The organism is Fibrobacter sp. UWB1 (assembly GCF_002210325.1).
In the GTDB taxonomy this organism is placed as follows: Bacteria; Fibrobacterota; Fibrobacteria; order Fibrobacterales; family Fibrobacteraceae; genus Fibrobacter.
The window spans coordinates 303,535-325,543 of the sequence record NZ_MWQL01000003.1; the positions used below are offsets into that span (position 1 = coordinate 303,535).

Below are 22,009 nucleotides of genomic sequence, written 5' to 3' on the forward strand. Positions count from 1 at the left end.
GCTTATAGCCCCCCTACTTTTCATCCTAGTTGGGGTTTCTTTTGCCGCTAAATCGCAATCAGGTAGAGTTCACTATGCCGTAGGCGAAGTTTTCGTACTCCGTAGTGGCACCGAAATGGTCATCAAGAGCAACGATCCCGATAAGAGCAAGCTCAAGAAAGCCAAAAACGTCAAGGAACGCGACGACATCATCACCAAGCTGGAATCCGAGGTAATTATCGGCCTTCCGGACGGCAGTTCCTTCAATGTTCAAGAAAACACCGTCGTTACCATTACCAAGCTTTCCTTTGAAGACGGCGAAAACAACTTCATCACCGAAGTCAAACGCGGTAGCATGAAGTTCGACGTGCAGAAGCAAGCAAAAACCAAGAACAAGATCAAGTTCAAGACCGGTATCGCCACGGCAGCTATCCGCGGTACGGATGGCTTTATCGGCAAAACCGCTAAATGTGAAATCGCATCTCTTTCAACAGGAAACCTGGACTTTGAAATCAGCACGACAAAAAAGACTTATGCAATCACTGGCGGCCAGACGATCTTTTACTGCAAGGACGCTGCTATCGTTGTCGACCTGGAATCTTCCGGAAACGGCGAACTCTTCAGGGAACTAAACGCCGTTTTGACCGACACAACCCTTTCTGCAGACGCTATCCGCAAGGCTGCCGAAAAAGCAGACAAGAAGATTTCCGAAAAGCAGAAAGAATTGAGGGCAAAAATCAATTGCCATATCGACCCCCTCCCCGATATCGTTTATTCTGCCAAGCAGACCATTTCAGCCACCTGCTCCGAAGGTACGTACATCCGTATTTTCGGCGAACCGCAGCGTTCCAACGGAAACGCACTCCTGCTACCCGTCGAATGGGACCCCAGCACCATCGGTCAAAAAAAGGTTCCATTCACCTGTTTCTATGAAGGCGACCCCACCAACACTATGCAGTGCGGTCTGCTAACCACCTATTTCGCAGGCTCAAGCGACACAACCACCACAGGAGACCAGGCTCTATTGACCATTATGTCCAGCATGCCTATCAAAGTGTGCGACCCCGCCATGATTACCATCGAAGGTGTATTTGACACCACCGACCAGAACGCAGTCCTCACAGTTACGCTCGGCAAGTACACTTCTAAAAACCTTGTGCCCCTCAGCGCAAAAGGACGATTCCTGCATTCCATTCCCGTGTCCGACAAAAACGGAAATTGGAACGAAAATACCCTCTACGTGAATTTTGAATCTAAAAATGGTAACAAGAATGTAGAAGTACCCATCAGAGTGGTTAAGTCCTGCAAGACTGTGAACCTGATTCCGCCTACCCTCGCACTTTACGCCAACCAGTGCAAGGCCGCACTTGCCTTAGGCCAAACAGATGGCGACAAGGCTATTTACACGCTGTATATCGATAACGTCGCCCAAAAGGAAATCTACTTTGACAGCGACCGCAAGTTCTACGAAAAACTGACCAGCGGCATCCACACGTACAGATTCCATGTGGAAGATCTCGCCGGCAACAAGGTTGAGTTGAAACAAAGACTGCAATGCTACCCGCCCCTCAGGAACGCAAAAATTGTCATTGACGGTGGCGAAGAACCGGAATACATACCCGTGCCGCCACCGCCCAGAGGTATAAATACCAAGATTCACAGACAGCTTTCGTTCTCGGTCAAGAACCTGCCTCAAAACGATCCGACATACATCAAGCAAATTGATATCACCCTGCCCGGGAACCACATTCAACTCCGCGGCACCGATTTGCAGTCGAACAGGATTGACCAGCAGATTGAGCTCCCTCATGGCACTTCGACCAAGGTCAAGATTACCGTCACCCTGAAGAGCGGTGAAATTCTTACTGCGAACAAACCATACACGGTGCAATAATGAAAAAATATCATTTCATTTCGATTATCGCTCAGACAACCGTCCTGGTTTACGCACAAGAACCGGCTTCCCTAGCTCAAGGCACCCCGCTCAGCGGCAACGTTCACGGATTTATCAGGGTAGAACAGTCCCCATACGTGGTGACCGACAACCTGACTGTCGAAGAGAACCAGGTGCTCGTGATAGAACCGGGTGTCAAGTTGCAGTTTGCTCCGGGTACCGGCCTTTATGTCAAGGGACAGTTTGTCGCGGCAGGAACAAGCGAAAACGAAGTCGAATTTGTCTCGGCAGCAGGCGATTCCAAGAACGGCAGCTGGAAAGGTGTCTTCATTACCGGTAGTGAAGAATCTGAAATCAGAAACGCAAGCATTAGCGGTGCAGAAAACGGTATTGCGGTCGAAAACAGTTCCGCAACCATTCTATTCAGCAAGTTTGCGAACACCTCAAGCCGTGGCGTCTATGCCAAGAACTCAAAAGTTTCTATCAGCGGATGCCTTTTTGAAAAAAATGACGGCGCCGCAGTCCATACCGACAGCTACAGCGACATGAATATCAACGACGTAAAGTTCGACGGCAACAAGGTCGCCCTTTACAACGCACAGCTCGCCATCACGAATGTTCAATCTTCCAGTTTCGAAAACAACTCCTACGCCGTCTTGGACATGGGCAACAGTCAACTGACCTTTGACAATACCCAGGTCAGCAAGAACACGGTGGGCGTAAGCGCAGGCGACGTTCTTGAAAAGAACGTTATCGAAAGCATTAACGGAAACGAGACCGACTTCAACAAAGATTACGAAGGCGTCGCGCAGACTTTGCCCGCAAGCCCCGAAATTCCGGGCGTCGAAAGTCGTGCCGTTGACGCAAACGACAAAATCGGCGACCTGCTCGTCCAAAAAGAAGAAGAGGAAGACACCAAAGCACCGAAGTCTTGGAATGTCATGGGCAGCGTGATGGTAAACAACTACTACCACAAAGTCCTTATGCGCAAAGACCGCAACGGGAACCGTTACAAGAACATCTTCCAAGTTCCCGGTTTCGGTACCGAAGCAAGCGTTTACTTGTTGATGCAGTCTCCGGACGGCAAGTCCATCGAATTCAGCGGTGACTACACCGGTGACCAGTGGAACCGATTCTCACCGATTCCGGTTACCTTGACTTACACAGACAGCTACAACAAGCTCATCCTGGGCGACTTTACCAAGACCGCTGGCGAGACATACATGGCAAGCCTTCCCATCTTCGGTGCCGGCTACACGCTTTCGCTCCTCAAGAACAACGTGAACCAGCCTCTGCTGGAATTGAGCGGATTCTTCGGCGAAAACCGCAAGCCCTACTTGATTGGCGAGCGTCACCCCTATATTTACAAGAATTACATTGACGAAGGCGAAGCTCAGGCTCAGCGCCTTGCTTATGGCGGATCTATCAAATGGTCACCGCTCCGCCGTTTTGACGCAACCGTTGGCGCGATCTATGCCGACGATAAAATTCACAATCCTCTGCTGCGCGATGGCGGAAGCCGAAGCTCGATTACAAGCGAGCCCCTGCAGAAATCCTTTACCGTATTCGCCGATGGAAACTGGCTATTCTACCCCGGCAACATCGAACTGAATGGTCAGATTGCCGTTGGCCGCGCCGACACCGCAGACGTTTACAGGGAACGCGCCATCAACAAGGTGTTTACCGAAGCCGGAATCAACACAGCATCGATGACGGTGCTCCGCCAGCTTATGGCTAACGAGAACAAGATCAATTCGCTTTCGTTCGCCCAGCTCGAAGAAATCTTCGGCGGCAACACGACTCTTAACCGCAGCCAAATGCGCGATTCCTTGCGCACCCTCATTCGTGAAGCCAAGAACTTGAAAAAGGAATACGACAGCGACCGCGACGACGACCGCGTAATGGGACTCAATTGGGGCAGCCAGAATTTCGCCATCGGGGCATCGCTTTTCTGGAACATTTACAAGACCACGATTTCTGGCCACTTGAAGTATGTGGGCGAAGACTACTACAGCGCCGGTTCTCCGGACCAGCTCGCCGACACGCGTGAATTCGGCGGCAACATCGAACAGATAATTACCAACTTCTGGACGCTCAACTTTGGCTATATGCTCAACATCGAAAACGCAGCCAATGGCGACAAGACAAACTTGTTTGGCCTTGGCGAAGGCTCCCGCTGGGGACTCTTCAATAGCAACGATTCTAAGTGGTCTGAAGAACATGAGCTGGATTACGGCCGAACCAAGTACATTCAGAACTGGTCTTTGGGCAACGACTTCAAGATTGGCAAGAACGTAGACGTGAGTGTCGGTTACAATCTGGAATACCGAACCCAATACCGCCCCTACCAGCTCCACGCCGACCCCATTCTGAAAGACGGAATTTATAGAGACGGATGGTTTGCCGCTCGCCAGGGCAGAGCTACGACCGAAATCATTGACGGCGAAACAACCACCGTGTTGGATTCCGCTCGCTGGGCCGATTACATGAGTCTTTCCGGCGAAGACTATCTCGCATCCAAATTCCAGGAAAGAATCTACAAGAACACTTGGGCTTTGGACTTGACCATTCGCGGCTTCAGCACCACATTCAAAGCCGGCGGACGTTGGATTCTCCGTAGCGACGATTCTAAGTTCTACAAGGACGCCTTGATTAGCGGCATGGATCTTTCCAACACCACTTGGGCCAAGCTGGGTTACTACTTTGGCGGTGCTGACTACTTTGAACACGCCTATCCGCTCTCTGCAACGACGACTCTAAAGCGCGTGCAGAACAGTTTCAGATTTACGCCGCGTTTCAAGAACTACGAACGTAACGACATGACCGAACACGAATTTACAGTCTCCGACGAACTCGAAATTTCCTTCCTGAAGCGATTCTTGGTTCTGGGGCTTTCTGGAGAATTCCGTTACATGACCATTGACTGGGAAGAAGACGGCATTAGCGAAGACGAGACCGAAACGGATGTGCTGGGTAACGTGAATCTGCGCGTGAACCACTCCAAGCGACTGAGCACCGATTGGTATACGGGTACGGCACTTTACTACCGTCCGGACAACTTGAGCGACGAATACAAGGATATTTACGCCGGCATCCGCGTGAACTACGTGTTCTAGAAATAGTTGGCAGAGCTTAGTTGGTAGAACTTAGAGAGAAGAGATTGTTCTAAGTTCTAAGTTCTAAGTTCTAAGTTCTAAGTTCTAAGTTCTAAGTTCTAAGCTCTAAGCTCTTTTTTCTACATTATAGGGTGATGTTCACCTACCGCTACAGAGAACTAAGCGTCGCGCTTGCCAAGAAAGGCAAGTACCGCGAGGCATTGGCCAAGGAACTCCGCCTGCACCCCGAAGAAATTTTCAACTTGCAGGTGGAGCGTTTCTCGCTGGATAGCCGCCGGAAAGGCGACCCCAAGTGGTCTTACAACGTGATTTTCGACTTGAAGCGCGAAGTACGCGCCACGGGGAATCACGCCAAAGGGCTTGTAGCGGCCACGCGTGACAAAGAAACTCTTGAAAGCGATCCGCAGAAAAACAGCGTTGCGATGCCCGGCCATGTCGATGTGATTGGCGCCGGCCCGAGCGGACTCTGGGCAGCATTGCATTTGCTGCGCAAGGGTTTTGCCGTTGACCTGTACGAGCAGGGCAAATGCGTCGAAGAGCGCTTCCGCGATATTCGTCGGTTCTTTGTTGACCGCAACTTCAACGCCTACAGCAACGTACTTTTTGGCGAAGGAGGTGCGGGGGCCTTTAGCGATGGAAAGCTGAATACCCGCACCCGGAACCTGTTCGTGGAACAGGTTCTACACGACATGGTGGACTTCGGAGTCGACGAATCTGTCGTGACCTTCGCCAAGCCGCATATCGGCACGGACCGACTCGTTTTATTGCTGCGGGAACTGCGCGCCGAAATTACAAGACTTGGCGGCAAGATTCACTTTAACACCGCCCTCGAAGATATCGAGATTAAGGATGGCCGCATTGCGGCGATTCAGTTAAAAAACGTCATTGCGAACCCCGATGGGGTGAAGCAATCCAATGCAGGCGCCGCGATCCCTCACTGGCAACCGTGCGAAGCGCTGGTGCTCGCCGTCGGGCATTCTGCCCGGAGCATTTACGAAATGCTCCACGCCCGTGGCGTCGCACTCGAAAGCAAGGCATTTGCCATGGGCGTGCGCGTCGAGCACCCGCAAGCGCTCATCAACATGCGCCAGCTGGGCCTGAATGTAGACACCAAGCTCACGGGTTCCGCCGAATATTTTCTCGCCACCCCGACACTGAACAAATCGAGCAGCGCCTACAGTTTCTGCATGTGCCCGGGTGGCGTTCTGGTGCCCTGCGCCTCGGAGCCCGGGACCCTTGCCACCAACGGCATGAGTTACAGCCGCCGCAACGGTCCCTTCGCCAACGGCGCCATCGCCGTGCCCATTGCCGCCAGCGACAAACTCTTTGGCGGTCTTGAATTCCAGCGCAAAATCGAAAGCGACGCCTACGCGGTCGGCGGCAAGAGCTACGCCGCCCCAGCCCAAAGCATCAAGGCGTTCCTCGCCCACCGCGAAGACAAATCGCTTCCGAAATCCACCTACCCCTGCGGACTCGTTCAGAGCAATCTGTGGGACTGGATGGACAAAACCATTTGCAAGAGCCTCGCCGAAGGATTCCAGAATTTTGACAAGAAGATTCCTGGATTCATCGAAGAAGGCCTGATTGTCGCCCCCGAAACACGCACCAGCAGCCCGCTGCGCATGAGTCGCAACAACGAAACGCTCGAAAGCGTGAATACCAAGGGCCTATTCGTGCTCGGTGAAGGCGCCGGATACTCCGGCGGAATCGTCACCAGCGCTGCCGACGGCGTTCGCCTCGCCCACTACGCAAAAAAAGAACAATAAGAATCTTAACCACTAACCACTGTCTACTTTTAACTTCCTACCGACTACTGCCTATGATTACTCGAGTCATTGACCGCAACTTTGCCAACATGCGCCTCGACCGATTCCTCCGCAAGGCGTTCCCCGACGAATCGCTGTCGGTATTTTTCGCCGTCATCCGCAAAAAGAAAGTCCGCGTCAATGGCGTGGTGGGTAAGGCAAATCAGATGTTGCAGGAAGGCGACACCGTCTGTATTTATGAGAATTTTAAGTCAGTCAGCGAAGATGAGAGAACGCTCGCTAGCTCGCTACAGACGAGAGACGAGAGAGAGGCTAGTTCGGAATTCGGAGTTCGGAATTCGGATTACAAAGAAGGGTTCGCAAAAGCCAAGTCTACCTGGGGCAAAACAGACGAGAGACGAAAGACGAGAGACGAAAGAAACACTTCTTGGGGCGCCAAGGAACTCGACATTGTTATTCAGACCGAAGATTACGTTATCGTCAACAAGCCCTCGGGACTCGCAAGCCAGCCGGGTTCCGGCACTCGCCCCGGCGAGAGCCTCGTGGAATACCTATGGGAATGGGGCCGTCGCGAAGGACTCGACTTCAAGCCGACAATAGCCCACCGCCTCGACCAGGAAACTTCGGGCATGATCATTGCCGCCCTCCACGGCGACACGCTTCGCGACTTTACGCGCATGATTCGCGAACACGAAGTCGACAAATTCTATTACGCACTCGTCAAAGGGAACCTCAAAAAAGACAAGGGAACCATCAACGAGACGCTCACACGCACCGATGCCGCCAAGGGTAGCAAAATGAAGGTCGGCGAAACCGGCAAAGACGCCCAGAAGGCAATCACACATTACCGCGTCAAGCAACATTACGAAGGCTACGACCTCGTGAAAATCAAGCTCGAAACCGGCCGCATGCACCAGATTCGCGCGCATTTTGCAAGCATCGGGCATCCGCTCCTCGGCGACACCCGCTACGGCGACTTCGCCCTCAACCGCGAAGTCAAAAAGACGCTCGGACTCAACCGATTGTTCCTGCACAGCTGCCGACTGGAATTCATATGGCAAGGCGACAAGAAGGTTTTTGATTGTCCGCTCCCCAAGGAACTGCAAAGCGTCGTGGACCAGCTAAAGCCAATCCGCCACGAACACCGATAAGAACTTCTAGACTTTTCTCCACCTCCAAAATTTTTTTTGTACTTTTACAAAGGGATCGGGAGGTCTAAGGAGAAAATATGAAGTTTCTTTTGGCACTCATAGTGTCCCTCTATTTTGTTGCTTGTAGCAACAGCGAATCGTTTACGCCTCCCGTAGACGAGACGGCCGTTTTGCCCATCGTTGACACAACCGAGGATTCTACTCAAGAAATCGAAGGAATGCTTCGTCTCTCCGGCGACAAAGTCATGCTGGGAACCAATGACAAATCTTTTAAAGCCAACGAACGCCCCGCCATGAATGTCGTGCTCGATTACGACTTTTACATGGGCATTCACGAAGTCACCTGCGGGGAATACGCCGAGGTCGCCAAGAAGGCAAAGCTCAAGACCTTCGGCAAATGCGAAAACGACAGTCTCCCCCTCACTGACATTACCTACTACGATGCTGTGCTATATGCCAACGCCAAAAGCAAACTTGAAAAACGCGATACGGTATACACCTACCGAAGCGCGCTCTTCGACGAGGAAAAACACTGCACGAACCTGGAAGGTTTCGCATTTCATGCAAATGTTGATGGTTACAGACTCCCTACCGAAGCAGAATGGGTTTATGCGGCGACACGAGCCTGGAATACAAAGAACAGTTGGAACAACAGCAACTCTGAATACAAGCTTCACCCTGTTTGCAGCATCGGCACAGATTCTGCCGGATTCTGCGACATGGCAGGAAACGCGATGGAATGGGTGAACGACTGGCTCGGACTATTCCGCGACACGACCGTCACCAACTACGCAGGAGCGCCCGATGGCGGAGACATGGGAGAGCGAATTGTCAAAGGAGGAAACTACTCTTCTTCAGCAAAAGAACTAAACCCCTACAGCCGTGGTGATGTCTACACAGTCACGTCTTCAACAAGAGCCGAATACGTCGGTTTTCGTCTAGCATTCGGAAGCATCCCCGACGCTCTTTGGATGAACGACGATGGAGCATCAACCTCCAATATCGTGACATCTCTCGTCGGGTCAGAAGCCATCAAGAATCTTATTGGGACTTTCAACGCAAAGCTCACTTTCCGCAACGATGTCAGCGGAAACATCGCCTACCTGGACTACAGTAACGGAACACTTTCCGTTAAAGAGATTACAAAGGGAATTAACGCCTACCACCCCGAAATTTCTCCTGACGGAGAATGGGTCGCCTTCAGCACCGGCTACGAAGGAATCAATGGGACTTCTTCCGTTTACGTACAGAGCCTCGACTCAGAAATTCCATCAGAACCGATAAAGTTAAATGTTAAAAGTGCGGCCATTCCCCGCTGGCGAGTCCTTGGAAACGGCGACACAGTCATCGTCTACGTAAACGACGCCGGGAACAACAAGGACGAAGCTACATTCAAGAGCAATTCGACTTGGCAGGTAAAATTTACAGATGGCAAATTCGGCACCCCACAAAAGCTCTTTGACGGAGCATACCACGGCGGCATCAGCGAAGACCAGTCCCTTGCCGTATCTGGAGCGAGAATCCTGCGCGCCCGCGTCGCCAAGAAAGATGTTATTTGGTACGATTCCGCCCAGGCCTGCAACGTGTCTCTTTCTCAAGACGGAACCAAGCGCACCGCATTCCTCGACTTCGCCGGAAAACCAGGCAAGGAATTTGTAGGCGAAACCTACGCAACGCATCAACGGGTCTTTATTGCAGACAGCACCGGCAAATTGATTCAATCCATCAAGGCGCCATCTGGCTACACCTTTGACCATACAGAATGGGCTACCAACGGCGATAAATCCGTTGTCGTTGCAACGCTCACCAATGCAAACGGCGCCCACACAAAGATTGCCATCGTCAATCCAGAAGACAGCTCCACTACCGAAATTGTCGAAAGCGAAGAACTGTGGCATCCGAGCCTGTGGCTTAAAGAAGTTCAAAAGACTATTCCATCTACAGAAGATTCTACCGAGAACGACACGACATTCCACCTTGACCCGGACAGCGCTGGCGTTTATTACAACACCTCAGGCAACTACGTCGCTGTACAATGGCGCTATAAAATGGAAATGCTTTGGCAGTACATGAATACAGCCAACGTCGTTGTATTGGGAAGTTCCCGAGCCATGTTCGCTGTAAATCCGCTCTACTTCAACAAGCCCTTTTTCGTTCTCAATCTTGCCAATTCGGAAAACACAAAATACGGTTCCAAATACATCTTCCACAACTATGTCGTTCCACATTTCAAAAAGCTAAAATACATCATCATTTCTATGGATCTTGACCGTTGGTACCATGACAACGACTACAACTTCTTTTATTCAAAATACAAGAATTTTCCCGGCTACATTTATGATGAAAACCACAATTTTTGGATTGACGGCATCCCCCAGGACCTTTTGGACATGACTTTCGAATCCCTTGGCCAGGAAAGCTATGCACAAAAGTTCCGTCCGGCACGGGGATTCCAGAAAAGCGCATCAAAGGGATGGGAACAAGAAAATGTTCCTATAAAGAGGGATTCCATGTGGTACTCAAAGAATTCGACAGTTTATTATAAAAACTACGACCTTCTCGTAGACATTATCAAAGAGGCGGCAGAGCACAACATCACCGTTATCGGCGTAGAATTCCCCCAGAGTCCCGCATTTAAGACAACAGGATGCTACGCACAATTCGGTCTACAAAGAAGCCAGATGCCGCAACTGTTTGAAGAAATAAACAACATCAGCAAGACCTACCCAAACTTCATGTTTGTCGATGAAAATAAGATGGGTGATCATGACTACCCTGAAGAGATGGCCCAAGATGCAGGCCACCTATCAACTGATGGTGCAACGAAAATGTCTATCCGTCTCGACTCCCTATTGAGAACTTTGGAATAATTTTTCTAAATTTACCACCGAATTTTAAGCAGGCACGGATACGACACCGTGTCATAAAGGATAATACGATGAAAGTTTCTTTGAATTGGCTCAGACGTCACGTTGATCTTCCGGAATCTGCGGAAGAAGTTGCAAAGGCATTGACCTCCATCGGCTTGGAAGTCGAAGGTACCGAAGAACCGGGCAAGGTTTATGAAAAGCTCGTTGTGGCAAAGGTACTCACCTGCGAACCCCATCCGGATAGCGACCACTTGCACATTACGACCGTCAATAACGGCAAAGAAACTATCCAGGTCGTTTGCGGCGCCCCGAACGTGGCCGCCGGCCAGACCGTGGTGCTTGCCCCGATCGGTGCAGAGCTTCCGCTCCCCGATGGCGGCACCCTCAAGATGAAAAAGTCCAAGATTCGCGGCGTGGAAAGCTTCGGTATGATTTGCGCCGAAGACGAAATCGGCCTCAGCGACGACCACGCCGGCATCATGGTTCTCGACGATTCTATTCCGGCAGGCACCCCGTTCGTGAACCTCGGCCTCTATGACGTGTGCTTCGAGCTGAACGTGACCCCGAACCGCCCGGATGCATTAAGCCACCGTGGCGTGGCCCGCGAACTCGCCGCCAAGTTCAACCGTCCGCTCAAGCCCCTCGCCTACACCTTGAACGAGGATGCCGAAGCTGCCAGCTCTGCCATCAGCCTCGAAGTGGTTCCGGGTTGCGGTTGCTCCCGCTATGTGGGCCGTGTCATCAAGGACGTGAAGGTCGAAAAGTCCCCGGCATGGCTCGCAAAGCTCTTGCACGCCGTGGGCATGAACAGCATCAACAACGTGGTCGACATCACGAACTTCATTCTGATGGACGTGGGCCAGCCGCTCCACAGCTTCGACATGGACCAGTTGCACGGCAACAAGATCAAGGTCCGCCGCGCCGTGAAGGGCGAAAAGATCGAAACCATCGACCACACCGCCCATGAGCTCGTTGAGAACGACCTCGTGATTTGCGACGGCGACCGTCCGGCTTGCGTAGCCGGCGTGATGGGCGGCGTCGAATCCGAAATTGTTGACACCACCAAGAACGTGTTCCTCGAAAGCGCCTGGTTCAACCCGACCATCGTCCGCAAGCAGGCCAAGCGCCTCTGCATCTCGACCGATTCCAGCTACCGCTTCGAACGCGAAATCGACTTTACCACCCAGGACGAATACAGCCGCTACGCCTGCGCCATGATTCAGGAAGTCGCCGGTGGCCGCATTCTCAAGGGTACCGTCGAATACACCGGCGACGACCACAAGAAAGAGAACAACGTGGTCACGCTCCGCATCGCGCAGGCCGAACGCGTTATCGGCATGAAGCTTGACATGGCCCAGGTGGAAAAGTTCCTCACAGGCATCGCCCTCGAAGTCGTTTCCAAGACGGCGGACTCCATCACGTTCAAGATTCCGAGCTTCCGCCCCGACCTCGAACGCGAAGTGGACCTCATCGAAGAAGTCGCCCGCCTCGTCGGGTTCGACAACATCCCGTACACGCTGCCCTCCTTCAAGATGCAGCCCAACGAGCTCCCGCCGATTGAAGTTCTGAACCGCAAGATTCGCAAGACCCTCTCTGCGATGGGCCTGCATGAATGCCTGAGCCTTCGCTTTACCAGCAAGGCCCGCACCGAAGCATTGTTCGGCGCCGAAAATGATGACCGCCGCAGCAAGCCCGCAGCGCTCCTCAACCCGCTTTCCGATGAACTCGGCGTGGTTCCGACCAGCCTGCTCCCCAACCTCCTCAAGAGCGTCGCCGAAAACGAAAAGAACCGCCCCGGTTCCGTTCGCCTGTTCGAAGTGGCCAAGGGTCAGTTCAAGCGCGACCGCAAGGACGTGCGCGATCCGGGCTTTGACGAATCGAACCTCGTCGCCCTCGCCGTTGCAGGCGCCTTCGACGTAAACCCGCTCAACGACAAGCCCGCCCAGATTGACTTTGCAGCCTTCAAGGGCTTGGTGCAGAGTTTCCTCAAGCGCGTGGGCCTCGTGGTGGAATTCCGCGTGCCAGCCAAGGCCGAAATCTACCTGCATCCGGGCAAGCAAGTCGAAGTCCTCGCCGACGGCGTGGTGCTTGGCACCATGGGCGAACTCCACCCGACTGCCATGTCCGCTTTCGATATCGGCTACACCACCTACGTGATGGAACTCGACATGGACAAGATGGAACACGCCACCCACAAGAAGATCGTGTTCGAACCGTTCAGCCGCCAGGTGCCCTCTAGCCGCGACATTTCCCTCGAAGTCGACAAGACTATGACTCACGAACAGATTCTTGCACGCATCAAGGGCCTGAACCCGAAGAACCTCGCAAAGATTACCATCAAGAGCATCTACGAAGGCGACAAGATCGAAGCCGGCAAGAAGAACCTGGTCTACAGCCTCACTTACCAGGCCATGGACCGCACCCTTACCGACGACGAAGTCAACAAGGCCCACAACAAGCTGCGTGACAAGCTCGTCGCAAACGGCGACATCGTACTCCGCTAGCTAAGAGCTCGGGGCTTCGCGCCTTTGAGGTGTGAGGTCGAGCCTTACGGCCCTTTGAGCTATGAGCAATGAGCGCGCATTCCTTCGGAATGCTGTGAGATACAAAAAGAGCCCCTTACAGGGGCTCTCATTATTTAGATACTCATAGCACACAACGTGTGCGGCCTCACAGCTCAAAGCGAAGCGACCTCAGAGGCGGTTACGCCGACCTAATCGCTATTCCAGCGCTTCCCTAATCTGCTGGATAAAGTCCATTTCTTCAGGGCTGACGTTGCTTTCGTTTTCGTCTTCCTTAGAGGCGTTCGCTACACGGAGCATCGATTCAAGAACCTTGCTTTTGAATTCACCGGACTCATTCTTGATTGCTTCTACGCAGGCAGTGGCACGGTCCTTGGCGGACTTGAACTTGGCGTAAGCGCTATTGAAATCGTCCCAAGAAACATCCGGGGTCAGTTCGTCGTGAATCGCATCGAGCATATCGCTTTCGGCTTCGGTCGCCGAAGTGGAGCCTTCCAAGAGTTTGTCGGTTTCGTTTTCATGGAAAAGGCAAGCCACCTGCCAAGAAAGAATCAACAGCGCTAAATTCGGATTCATGATTACCTCGTGGTTTTATTTACAAATAATAAAAAAAAATGTGAAATGTGGAATGTGGGATGTAAGATTACCCATTTTTCATCAGCCATTCGTCATTTCTCATTAGTCATTACACATTTCACACCACACACTTCACATTTCTGACTTTTTACTACATTTAAAGTCATGGCATACGTAGCAATGGCCCGAAAGTGGCGTCCGCAATCTTTTTCCGACATGGTCGGTCAGGAACATATCGCAAAGACTCTTCAAAACGCAATTGAAGGAGGTCGCTTGCACCATGCATTCCTGTTTACCGGAACCCGCGGTGTCGGTAAGACCACCAGTGCCCGTATCCTCGCCCGCACGCTGAACTGCAAAGGCGGAGACCCGCTGCACCCTTGTGGAGAATGCGAAAGCTGCAAGGACATTGCCGGCGGAAACCCGATGGACGTGTTCGAAATAGATGCCGCTTCCAATACCGGCGTCGACAACATCCGCGACGTGATTGAACGCGTGCAGTACCCGCCAGTCATCGGCAAATACAAGATTTTCATTATCGACGAAGTCCACATGCTTTCGACGGGAGCCTTCAACGCGCTCCTCAAGACGCTCGAAGAACCGCCTGAACACGTGATTTTCATCTTCGCGACCACCGAAGTCAACAAGGTCCCGCAGACGATTCTTAGCCGCGTACAACGTTTCGACTTCAAGCGACTCACGATTGAACAAATCCGTAGCCGCCTGCGCTACATCTGCGAACAAGAAGGCATCAACGCCACCGACGAAGCCCTCGACATTTTCGCCGAAAAAGCCGACGGTTCCATGCGCGACGGCCTCACCTACTTCGACCAGGCATACGCCTTTACCGGCAACGAAATGAACGCCGACGCAGTCCGTGGCGTCCTCGGCATTCCGCCTGTAGAACTCTTTTTCTCGCTGATTTCTTCCATCGAAAGCCACGACCTCAAGGGTTGCTTTAAAATGGTGGACGACGCCTGCAAGCGCGGTATCGAATTTACGCCCTTGCTCGACGGATTCGGCAAGTTCTTGCGCAACCTGCTTTACGCCCGCCTTGACGCCTTTACGCCCGACGCCCTGAACATTTCCGAAGAAATGTTCACCAAGTACAAGAGCGTAGTGCCCGAACTCAAGAACGGCGACATTCTGCGCATCAGCAAACTCTTGATTGACCTGCAGGGAACGCTACGCTACAGCACGAACCCGCGCCTGCTGGTAGAAACCACGTTTGCCCGCATGGCATGGCTCGACAGGCTTACGGATTTGAGGCGTGCACTTGCCGCCATCAACGACCCGAAAAGCGCCTCCGACGAGGCGTTAAAAAAAAAAGTAACTGATGTCCAAAATATGCTTGACGCCGAAGAAGAAGCCAAGGCGTTACAGCAACAGGACGAAAATCCCTTCGCAGCCCTACAAAACGGCATCGCCAGCGGATACAATGGCGACGTTTACAGTCGTTACGAGATTTCTGCCGCCTGGGGTTCTATCAAGACCCGCATTGCCGATTCCGGCGATTTCGCGTTCTCGGTGGCCCTGAACGACACCGTGCTCGAAACAGGCGACTTGAAGGCAACCCCCTTCCCCATCGCGCTCACCTACTTGGGCGACAACGCAAGCGACGCCTGGGGCGTAAAACAAATGGAAGACCACCCCGAATACATGGAACGCATCAAGCAAATGCTCGAAGAAATGCTCCAGACGCAGGTGGATTTGACCCTCAAGACCAGAGCCTTCAACGAATCGGAGCTCCAAATTCGCAAGCAGGCACAAATGTCGCCTTTTGAACTGGACATGGAAAAAGAACCCGGGCTTCGAAAGCTCAAGGAACTTTTCGCCGCCGAACTGATTTACAGCATCAAGAGCACTCGCCCCGTGGCAGCCCCCCAGCAAGCCGAAGGTTGCGACACCACGGAAAGTGACGAATAGTTTTCTATATTACCCTAAAAACATTTAACGAGGAAAACACTATGGACATGAGCAAAATGCTTCGCGATCTCCAGAAGATGCAGAGCAAGATGATGAAAGCACAAAGCGACCTTAAGGCACAGAGTTTCGAAGCCGAAGCCGGTGGCGGAATGGTGAAGGTCGCCATGAACGGTAAGGGAGTCCTGACCATGATCAAGATCAATCCCGATGCCGTCGACAAGGACGACGTGGAAGCCCTCGAAGACCTGCTCATGGCAGCAATCAACGCAGCCGTCAAGAAAAAAGACGACGCCACTCAGGAAAGCATCAGCGGTATTACCGGTGGCATGAAAATCCCCGGCCTGATGTAGCCAAAATTACACAAATGTTCACCGCAACAGTCTGTCCCTCCGGCAGACTGTTTTTCGTCCCCAAATAAGTGCAATTCATCACTTAAAACACCGTTGCTCCCTTTTATATAGTGCAAGATTTTTTTACATTTGTTGCGCAAAAAAAGTGTATATAGGAGTAAGAATGCCCAGGCATTTAGCAGCATTATCGGCTATGGCATTGTGCCTCGCAGCCCCGCAATGGGCGGGTGCTACAACCTACACGCGCGACGAAGCCGTCAAAATAGCCCTTGAAAAGTCCTCGGACGTCAAAACTGCCGAAGAAGAAGTCATTTCGGCAAATTCCCAGGTTGATGCCGGTTACGGCAACGCATTACCTTCAATCGATCTTGATGCCACCGTCACCCGTATTTTCGGTTTGGACGATGTAAACAACAAAAAGCCCATATTCAACGCGCTGAACCAGACCCAGTCTCAGTTGAATGACGGCTCTGAGCCTTCTGCCTACGACTACGTGAACGCAGGCGCCATCGACGGCCTGATCTACGGCATGTCCCAGCAAGGTTACCGCTGGCAGTCCAGCGTGGGCCTTACCGCCACCCAGATCCTTTACGCCCAAGGCAAGGTCGGTACCGGCATCGAAATCGCCAAGGCCTATAGGCACGTCAAGGAAGTCAACCTTGAAAACACCAAGGCAAACGTCCGCTACGACGTGGAAAATGCATTCGACCAGCTCATTTTCCTGGATTCATCAATCGTTATCCTGTACCAGTCCAAGGACATGCTCCAGGAAAACCTGGACTTCGTGGAACAAGCCCTGAAAAGCGGAATGGTTACCGAACTGGACCTGATTCGCGTGCAGCTCAAGATGGACCAGCTGACCTCCCAAATCAACAGCACCGAAAAGAAGCGCGTTCTCGCTCGCAACGCCCTTCTCAACACCATGGGCCTTGAATGGGATTCCGACGTCAAGTTCCAGGGAGACCTCCGCGATCCGTTGCAGGGTTACACCTATCCCGACACCTCCATGGCGAATGTGAAAAAGCGCCGCAAGGAACTGGTGATGCTCGAAGCAAGCGAAGAAATGCTCCAAAAGAACGTTTCGATCGAAGAAGGTGGCTACAAACCGACACTCGTTTTGGTAGGTGGCCTCAAGTATACCAACAACAAGAACCACTTCTACCAGTGGGATGCTCCGGATTGGGACGAAAACATCAGCAAGTACATCGCCTTGAACCTCAAGCTGAACCTCTTCAATGGCATGAAAACCAAGGAAGCGGTCGTTCAGGCAAAATCCGACTTGCGTAGCACCCAAATCAAGAAAGAAACCGCCGAACGCGGCTTCCGCGTGCAGATTGAATCTTGCGCCAACACGCTCGAAGACGCAAATTCCCAGATTGAAATTGCCAAGCGCCAAATCGACCTGGCACAAAAGAATTACGACCTGACCAACGATAGCTACAAGCTCGGAAGAGAAACCCAGCTGAACCTTCTCACTGCAGAAAACGACCTTCGCACAGCGAAGATCGGCTACATGCAAGCTATCGTGAATTGGAACCAGGCTTACAACGCCCTCCTTCAGGCCACCGGTGAATATTAATAAGAGAGACGAGGAAAGAAATGAACAAGACAGTTAAAACCCTCCTGACAATCGCTGTCGCATCGCTGATGCTTGTCGCCTGCGACAAGAAAGAAGAAAATACCGAAAAGAAGGCGTCGACTATCGAAGAAATCCAGAAAGAAAAGGGTAAGCCCGCCCGCGTCGTCAAGGCTGGCACCTCCAAACTGATCGATGTCCGCAAGTTCAGTGGCACTATCGAAGGCATCAACCAGAACAGCGCCATTTGCAAGATGGGCGACCCGATTGCAAAGATCAACGTACAGGTCGGCTCCACCGTCCAGAAGGACCAGGTAATCGCCGAATACCTCTTTACGGGCGACAACACCCAGTACCAGGAAGCACAAGAAAAGATTGCCGTTCTTGAAAAAGCAACTGAACGCATGCGTGAACTCCATGCCAAGGGCGGCATCAGCCAACAGGACATGGACAGCCAGGAAATGCAACTCAAGGTCGCAAAGATGGGACTTGAAACCGCCCGCCGTGCCACTTTGATTCTTGCTCCTGAAGCAGGCGTGGTGACCGAAATCAAGTTCAAGGTTGGCCAGACTCCGGGACAGGGCGCTCAGTTTGCAACCATTGCAAAGCTCAACAAGGTTATCTTGAAGTTGAACATCACCAGCAAGGACATCGGATTCTTCAAGAAGGGGGCATCTGCCAAAGTCACTGTCGCCGACGAAACGTTCACGGGTAAGGTGACTCTGATTCCGCTCGCAGCAGACCCGACAACCCACTTCTTCCCGGTTGAAATTACGTTCGACAACAAGGCCAAGAAGCTCCTACCCGGCATGTACGTGACCGCAGAACTCGATGCACGCCAGGTGGAAGGCATCGTGGTTCCTGCCGAAGCAATCGTTTACCGCAATGGCATTAACGCCATTTGGACCGTTACCCCCGAAGGAAAGGCTCTCCGCAAGATTGTGAAAATCGGTGTCCAGACCAAGAACGACGTACAGGTTACCGAAGGCCTTGAAGGTGGCGAAACCGTGATTGTCGAAGGCCAGTCCAAGATGAACGACGGCGACAAAGTGCTGATCGTTGAATAGGAGATGATTCTGAATGATTAAGGCCAGTATCTATAAACCGATAACCATGATCATGGTCATTTTGACCGTGGTGGTTTTCGGTCTTTATACCTATTCTATGATGGTGGTGGACTTGATGCCGAAATTCGACGTCCCCGTGGTCACCGGCACCATCATTTACCCGGGTGCAAACCCCGAAGAAATCGAGACGACCATCATCAAGCCTATCGAAGATCAGGTGGAACTGGTGGACGGTATCGATTACGTGCAGTCAATCTGCCTTGAAAACTACGGTATCGTGATCGCCATGTTCAACATGGGTATCAACGTGGACGTGGCAGCAAACGATGTGCGTTCTAAAATCGAACTTGCGGCAGCCGACTTCCCGGATGCCGTGCAGGCACCGATTATTTCGAAGGTGGACATCAATGGTGCGGCCATCATGTCCATTTCGTTTACCGGTCCGCTGAACTCCACGGAACTCCGCCAAAAGGTGGAAGACGAAATCGAACCGCTGTTCACCTCTGTTCCGGGCGTGGCAAGCGTAGACATTTTCGGTGGTACCACACGCCAGATTTCCATTGAACTTGACAAGGACAAAATGATCGACCGCAATGTAGACATTGCGACCATCATGGGAATTTTCGGACAAGCTAACGTCAACAACCCGATTGGTGAAGTCATCGGCAAGCACAAGAACACGACCGTGCGTACCGCAGGTAAGTTCACCAGCCTCGACGAAATGCGCGACTTGGATATTCCGACCAAAACAGGCGTGATCAAGCTTTCTGAAATCGCCGACGTCAAGGACACGATTGAATCAATTACTTCTGCTTCCCGCTTCAACGGAACGAACTCCGTGTCGCTCGACATCAAGAAGCGTTCCGACGCTAACGTGGTTGAAGTTTCGAGAGGCGTGCTCAAGCGCATGGCCCAGATTCAGCAAACACTCCCCGAAGGATTCGAACTTCACCTGGTTTACGACAAGTCCGAAGCAGTGAACGAAGCTATCGATAACGTGATTCAGAATATCGTTATCGCAATCGGCCTTACGGCTGGACTTTTGCTCTTGTTCCTCGGCAAGTTCTCGACCATGTTCATTGCGGCCCTTACGATGCCGATTTCCGTGATTGGTGCATTTACCCTTATGTATTTTGCGGGCTTTGGCATCAACATGATGTCGCTCATGGCTCTGTCGAGTTCCGTGGGTCTGTTGGTGACGAACTCTATCGTGGTGCTTGAAAACATCAACGAAAAGCTGAAGCTCGGGCTGGACCCGAAAGAAGCTGCCTACAGGGGCACCAGTGAAATCATGGTCGCCATCATGGCTTCGACACTCACCAACGTTTGCGTGTTCGTGCCGATTGCCTTCATGAAGTCCATTGCCGGTATCTTCTTTAGAACGTTCGGTCTGACCATGGTGTTTGCAACCTTCGTGTCGCTCTTGGTGACATTCACCTTGACACCGCTCATGGCAGCCTACTTGTTCAAGGGCAAGAAGAAAGACGAAAACGGAAACATTATCGAAGAAAAGCCCTCGATTCTCGACCGAATTCTCTCCCTCTTCCCCAAGGCCTTGAATGGAATTCGCTTTGTGTACCTCAAGACCCTTTCGTTCTGCCTTTCTGTTCCGGGCGTCATATTCCAGGTCGTCGCTCTTGGCGCAGGAATTTTCTTCGTGGGCGTTCTTGCCAAGAACTTCCTCACGGTCGAAGTGATGCCGAAACAGGACCAGGGCATGATCTCGGTGAAGCTCGAAATGCCTGTGGGTACTAACATCGAAACCACCGACAGCGTAGCACGAATTATTGAAGAGCGAGTCAAGGGTGTTCCCGAAATCGTGCACTACAGCATGAACGTGGGTGGTTCTAACGGTTTTACGACCGTAAACCAGGCTACCATGCGTGTAAAGCTCTTGAAGGACTGGGAAGGCCGTACTCGTAGTACCGACCAAATCGTCGATTCGCTACGCCCTTACCTTGCAAATATTCCTGATGCATTTATTTCAATCAAGTCTACTTCCGCCTCCGAAATGAGCAACAACTCCGCTGGCGACGTGGTTCTCGAAGTAAGCGGCCTGCATGCCGACTCCGTGGTGAAGGCTTCCGAAATCGTGATGGATAAAATAAGGGAAACCATCGAAGGCGTTGTTGACGTGAAGATGAGCTACGAAGCAGGTAAGCCAGAAATCCGACTTATCCCGAACCGCCAGGCTCTCGCTGATTACGGCATTACGCTTCAGACCGCCGCAAACTACAACTACATTGCCGTGAGCGGTTATGAAGCCGGCCAGTATACCGACAACGGTGAAGAATATGACGTGTACGTGCGCATGATGGAAAAAGACCGTCAAAGCCACGCCGATATCGAAAACCTTCCCATCTTGACCCCCAAGGGATACGTAAATGCCAACGAGCTGTTCTTCATCGAAGATGGCGCTGGCCCGACCCGTATTGACCGTAAGCGCAAGATGAGACGCGTGGACGTTTCGATGAACTTGTTGCCTGGACACACGACTGGTGAAATCATGGGCAAGGTCGGAGCGCTCGCCGCAGAAATGAAGGATCAAGTTCCCGAAGGAATTTCGTTCGGCTTTGGCGGTAACGCAGACATGCAGAATGACATGGTGGACGAATTCAAGACGGCCATCCTGATGGCTATCATCCTCACCTACATTCTGTTGATTGCACTCCTTGAAAGCTTTGCCCAGCCGTTCATTATTATGACGACAATCCCGATGGGTGCTATAGGCGTGATTCTTTCTCTTATCGTTACCGGCAAGGCACTTTCGATGATTGCCTTGATGGCTATCGTGATGCTTATCGGTGTGGTGGTGAACAACGCCATTCTATTGCTTGACGAAGCAAACAGACTACTACGAAGTGGTGCTATGGGCAGACGTTCTGCCATTATGACCGCAGGCGAAACCAAGTTCCAGCCGATTGTGCTTGCAACGTTTGCATCTGTGGTGGCTCAGCTCCCGCTGGCATTCGCCCTCGGTGGTAACGTGGCCGCCATGACGCAGCCGATGGGTATTGCCTCTGTGGGTGGTTTGATTGTGTCTGCAATCCTTACCATGTACTTGGTGCCGACCTTCTTCTGGCTCCCGAACGCCATATTCCACAAGGCAAAGAAGAAAGCCGGAAACATCAAGAAGAATTTCCAGCGCCATAAGGCATAAGATTTAGACAATAGAGAGAGAAGTAAGTCCCGACTCACTAGAGTCGGGACTTTTTA

At 52.0% G+C, this 22,009-nt stretch carries 12 protein-coding genes; 11 read left to right on the forward strand and 1 reads right to left on the reverse strand.

What is annotated here, in order from left to right:
- The first annotated feature begins 115 nt into the window (after positions 1 to 115).
- From B7988_RS04475 to pheT, 6 genes are all read left to right on the forward strand, one after another.
- Positions 116 to 1,873, forward strand: a complete 1,758-nt coding sequence (locus tag B7988_RS04475) for a FecR family protein (protein ID WP_163452954.1) — start codon at positions 116 to 118, stop codon at positions 1,871 to 1,873.
- Positions 1,873 to 4,989, forward strand: coding sequence for a right-handed parallel beta-helix repeat-containing protein (locus B7988_RS04480; RefSeq protein WP_088656962.1), 3,117 nt, complete (start codon positions 1,873 to 1,875; stop codon positions 4,987 to 4,989). Before B7988_RS04475 ends, B7988_RS04480 begins: the two co-directional genes overlap by 1 nt.
- A gap of 134 nt (positions 4,990 to 5,123) precedes the next feature.
- Positions 5,124 to 6,755: an FAD-dependent protein gene (locus B7988_RS04485; RefSeq protein WP_088656963.1), complete on the forward strand. Its 1,632-nt coding sequence runs from the start codon at positions 5,124 to 5,126 to the stop codon at positions 6,753 to 6,755.
- Between the two features lie 53 nt (positions 6,756 to 6,808).
- Positions 6,809 to 7,906 (forward strand): RluA family pseudouridine synthase, encoded by a 1,098-nt coding sequence (locus tag B7988_RS04490; RefSeq protein WP_088656964.1) that lies wholly within the window; start codon positions 6,809 to 6,811, stop codon positions 7,904 to 7,906.
- Between the two features lie 77 nt (positions 7,907 to 7,983).
- The gene (locus B7988_RS04495; protein WP_088656965.1) at positions 7,984 to 10,776 is read left to right on the forward strand and encodes a TIGR02171 family protein; all 2,793 of its coding nucleotides are present in this window, start codon (positions 7,984 to 7,986) and stop codon (positions 10,774 to 10,776) included.
- Between the two features lie 68 nt (positions 10,777 to 10,844).
- Positions 10,845 to 13,280, forward strand: a complete 2,436-nt coding sequence (gene pheT / locus B7988_RS04500; protein ID WP_088656966.1) for a phenylalanine--tRNA ligase subunit beta — start codon at positions 10,845 to 10,847, stop codon at positions 13,278 to 13,280.
- A 216-nt stretch (positions 13,281 to 13,496) separates the two neighbouring features.
- Here the strand turns inward: pheT and B7988_RS04505 are convergent, their stop codons facing one another.
- Positions 13,497 to 13,874, reverse strand: a complete 378-nt coding sequence (locus B7988_RS04505) for a hypothetical protein (protein ID WP_088656967.1) — start codon at positions 13,872 to 13,874, stop codon at positions 13,497 to 13,499.
- A gap of 165 nt (positions 13,875 to 14,039) precedes the next feature.
- Here B7988_RS04505 and dnaX point away from each other — a divergent pair, with 165 nt between their 5' ends.
- The 5 genes from dnaX to B7988_RS04530 all read left to right on the forward strand — a co-directional run bounded on the left by dnaX (position 14,040) and on the right by B7988_RS04530 (position 21,953).
- Complete coding sequence (dnaX, locus tag B7988_RS04510) at positions 14,040 to 15,800, forward strand: DNA polymerase III subunit gamma/tau (protein ID WP_088656968.1); 1,761 nt, start codon at positions 14,040 to 14,042, stop codon at positions 15,798 to 15,800.
- Between the two features lie 41 nt (positions 15,801 to 15,841).
- Complete coding sequence (locus B7988_RS04515) at positions 15,842 to 16,150, forward strand: YbaB/EbfC family nucleoid-associated protein (protein WP_073055755.1); 309 nt, start codon at positions 15,842 to 15,844, stop codon at positions 16,148 to 16,150.
- 163 nt (positions 16,151 to 16,313) lie between these two features.
- Positions 16,314 to 17,729 (forward strand): TolC family protein, encoded by a 1,416-nt coding sequence (locus tag B7988_RS04520; RefSeq protein ID WP_088656969.1) that lies wholly within the window; start codon positions 16,314 to 16,316, stop codon positions 17,727 to 17,729.
- A 20-nt stretch (positions 17,730 to 17,749) separates the two neighbouring features.
- Positions 17,750 to 18,793 carry an efflux RND transporter periplasmic adaptor subunit gene (locus B7988_RS04525; RefSeq protein WP_088656970.1) on the forward strand — a complete coding sequence of 348 codons (1,044 nt, stop codon included), beginning with the start codon at positions 17,750 to 17,752 and terminating at the stop codon, positions 18,791 to 18,793.
- Between the two features lie 13 nt (positions 18,794 to 18,806).
- Entirely contained in the window at positions 18,807 to 21,953 is a 3,147-nt protein-coding gene (locus B7988_RS04530) for an efflux RND transporter permease subunit (protein ID WP_088656971.1), read from the forward strand.
- Positions 21,954 to 22,009 lie beyond the last annotated feature (56 nt).